This is a genomic window from Streptococcus infantis, from assembly GCF_015546995.1.
In the GTDB taxonomy this organism is placed as follows: domain Bacteria; phylum Bacillota; class Bacilli; order Lactobacillales; family Streptococcaceae; genus Streptococcus; species Streptococcus infantis_J.
Window position 1 is genome coordinate 1 of the sequence record NZ_JADMUH010000024.1, and the last position, 3,454, is coordinate 3,454.

General features: G+C 42.6%; 1 protein-coding gene. It reads left to right on the top strand.

All coding sequences use genetic code 11. From position 1 onward, the window contains the following. Window positions 1–87 precede the first annotated feature (87 nt). Window positions 88–3,454 (top strand): LPXTG-anchored beta-N-acetylhexosaminidase StrH (strH, locus tag I1J71_RS07605; RefSeq protein ID WP_195184316.1); only part of this gene is annotated, 3,367 nt, incomplete at its 3' end.

Below are 3,454 nucleotides of genomic sequence, written 5' to 3' on the forward strand. Positions count from 1 at the left end.
CAAAAACTTGACTTTATTTTAGTTAGAACATAAAATAGAGTTAGTATGTGAAAACGCTATCAAAAATATAAAAGGGGAGGTTTTTTAATGAAACCAGAAAATAAACAGCGCTTCTCTATTCGTAAATATGCAGTCGGAGCGGCTTCTGTATTGATCGGCTTTGCCTTTCAGGCGCAGGCCGTTGCTGCTGACGGAGTCGTACCTACTCCAACAGAAAATCAGCCTGCTGCCCAAACTACTGGAGAAATCACTCCACCGACGAGTGAAGAAAAACTCGAGACTGCTCCAACAACAGAAAATGCTACTCCAGCTGCTCCAGTAGCAACTACTGAAGCTCCAAAAGTTGAAGTTGCTCCTGCACCTGCCGTAGCAGAGCCTGTCACAGCAGAAGAAACTCCAGCTAAATCAGAAGTAACTGAAGAAGCTAAGAAGACAGAATCTGAAAAAGAAGAAAACAAAGAAGTTGCTAAGGTCGAAGCACCCGCAGTCGCTACAGAACGAGCAGCTCAAGTGAATGAAAAACTGGCTAAAAAGAAAATTGTTTCTATCGATGCTGGACGTAAATACTTCTCTCCAGACCAACTGAAAGAAATCATCGACAAAGCAAAACACTATGGCTATACTGATCTTCACCTTTTAGTCGGAAATGATGGCTTGCGCTTCATGCTTGATGATATGTCTCTAACTGTAGGTGACAAAACTTACGCAAGCGATGATGTCAAACGTGCTGTTGAAAATGGAACAAATGCCTATTACAACGATCCAAATGGTAATCACCTAACTGAAAGCCAAATGACCGACTTGATTAACTATGCTAAAGATAAAGGTATCGGCCTTATCCCAACAGTTAACAGCCCTGGTCACATGGATGCTATCCTCAATGCCATGAAAGAGCTTGGCATTGAAAAGCCTAACTTCAACTACTTTGGAAAAGAATCAGAACGTACAGTAGACCTTGACAACGAAAAGGCTGTTGCCTTTACAAAAGCTTTGATTGATAAATACGCTGCTTACTTTGCGGGCAAGTCTGAAATCTTTAACATCGGTTTGGATGAGTATGCTAATGATGCTACCGATGCCAAAGGATGGAGTGTACTTCAAGCCTATAAATGGTATCCAGAAGATGGTTTCCCAGACAAGGGTTATGATAAATTCATCGCCTATGCTAATGACCTAGCTCGTATCGTCAAATCTCACGGTCTGAAACCAATGGCCTTCAATGACGGTATCTACTATAATAGCGATACTACTTTTGGTACCTTTGACAAAGACATCATCGTGTCTATGTGGACTGGTGGCTGGGGCGGTTACGATGTCGCTTCTTCTAAACTACTTGTTGAAAAAGGGCACGAAATCCTCAATACTAATGATGCCTGGTACTACGTTCTCGGCCGTAATGCCGATGGACAAGGTTGGTATAACCTAGACCAAGGTTTGAACGGTATTAAGAGCACACCGATTACTTCTGTTCCAAAAACTGAAGGTGCTGATATCCCTATTATCGGGGGTATGGTAGCTGCTTGGGCTGATACTCCATCTGCCCGCTACTCTCCATCTCGCCTCTTCAAACTCATGCGTCAATTCGCGAACTCAAATGCTGAATATTTCGCCGCTGACTACGAGTCTGCTGAACAAGCTCTTAAAGAAGTACCAACTGACCTTAGTCGCTATACTGAAGAAAGTATTGCTGCCGTTAAAGAAGCTGAAAAAGCCATTCGCTCTCTTGATAGCAACCTTAGTCGCGCTGAACAAGATAGCATTGACCAAGCAATTGCAAAACTCCAAGAAGCCGTTAGCAACTTAACCTTCACACCAGAAGCTCAAAAAGAAGAAGATGCCAAACGTGAAGTTGAAAAACTTGCGAAAAACAAGGTTATCTCAATCGATGCTGGACGTAAATACTTCACTCTAGACCAACTCAAACGTATCGTAGATAAAGCCAGCGAACTTGGTTACTCTGACCTTCATCTCCTCCTTGGAAATGACGGACTTCGCTTCCTCTTGGATGACATGACAATCACTGCAAACGGCAAGACCTATGCAAGTGACGATGTAAAAAATGCCATCATTGAAGGAACAAAATCTTACTACGACGATCCAAACGGAACAACTTTGAACCAGGCTGAAATCACTGAGCTTATCCAATATGCTAAGGATAAAGGCATTGGAATTATCCCTGCTATCAACAGCCCTGGCCACATGGATGCTATGCTTGTCGCTATGGAAAAATTGGGCATTGCAAACCCTCAAGCTAACTTTGACAAGGTTTCAAAAACAACCATGGACCTTGAAAACGAAGAAGCAATGAACTTTACAAAAGCCCTTATCGGCAAATACATGGACTTCTTTGCAGGCAAGACTAAGATCTTTAACTATGGTACAGACGAGTATGCCAACGATGCTACTAACGCTCAAGGTTGGTACTACCTCAAGTGGTATGGGCTCTATGGTAAGTTTGCAGATTATGCTAATAGTCTAGCTGCCATGGCTAAAGAAAAAGGTCTTCAACCAATGGCCTTTAACGATGGTTTCTACTATGAAGATAAGGACGATGTTGAGTTTGATAAAGATGTTATCATCTCTTACTGGTCTAAAGGTTGGTGGGGTTATAACCTTGCATCTCCTCAATATCTAGCAAGCAAGGGGTATAAGTTCCTTAACACGAATGGAGATTGGTACTATATCCTCGGTCAAAAACCTGAAGATGGTGGAGGCTTCCTCAAGAAAGCTATCGAAAACACTGAAAAAACTCCATTCAACCAGCTAGCTTCAACTAAATATCCTGAGGTTGATCTACCTACTGTTGGTAGTATGGTAGCTATCTGGGCAGATAGACCAAGCGCTGAGTACAAAGAAGAAGAAATCTTTGAGCTCATGACTGCCTTTGCAGATCACAACAAAGACTACTTCCGTGCCGATTACAAGGCTCTACGCGATGAACTTGCTCAAATCCCTGAAAACTTAGAAGGATATAGCACAGAAAGTCTCGACGCTCTCAAAGCTGCTAAAGATGCTCTGAACTACAATCTCAACCGTAATAAACAAGCTGAGTTGGATACACTTGTAGCTAACCTTAAAGCAGCAAGACTTGGTCTCAAACCAGCTGCAACTCACTCAGGAAGCCTTGATGAAAATGAAGTTGCTGCCAACGTTGAAAACCGACCAGAGCTTATCACAAGAACGGAAGAAATCCCATTTGAGACTGTCAAGAAGGAAAATCCTAACCTTCCAGCAGGACAAGAAAAAGTTGTCACTGAAAGTGCCAAAGGTGAACGTACAATCTACGTCTCAGTTACTACTGAAAATGGTAAGGAAACCGAAACAGTTCTTGAAAGCAAAGTCACAAAAGAAGCTGTCAATCAAGTAGTTGAGATCGGAACTCCAGTCACTCATGTCGGCGACGAAGAAGGAGTTGCTCCTGTTGCAGATGCCAAACCACGTGTTGTGATCGAGG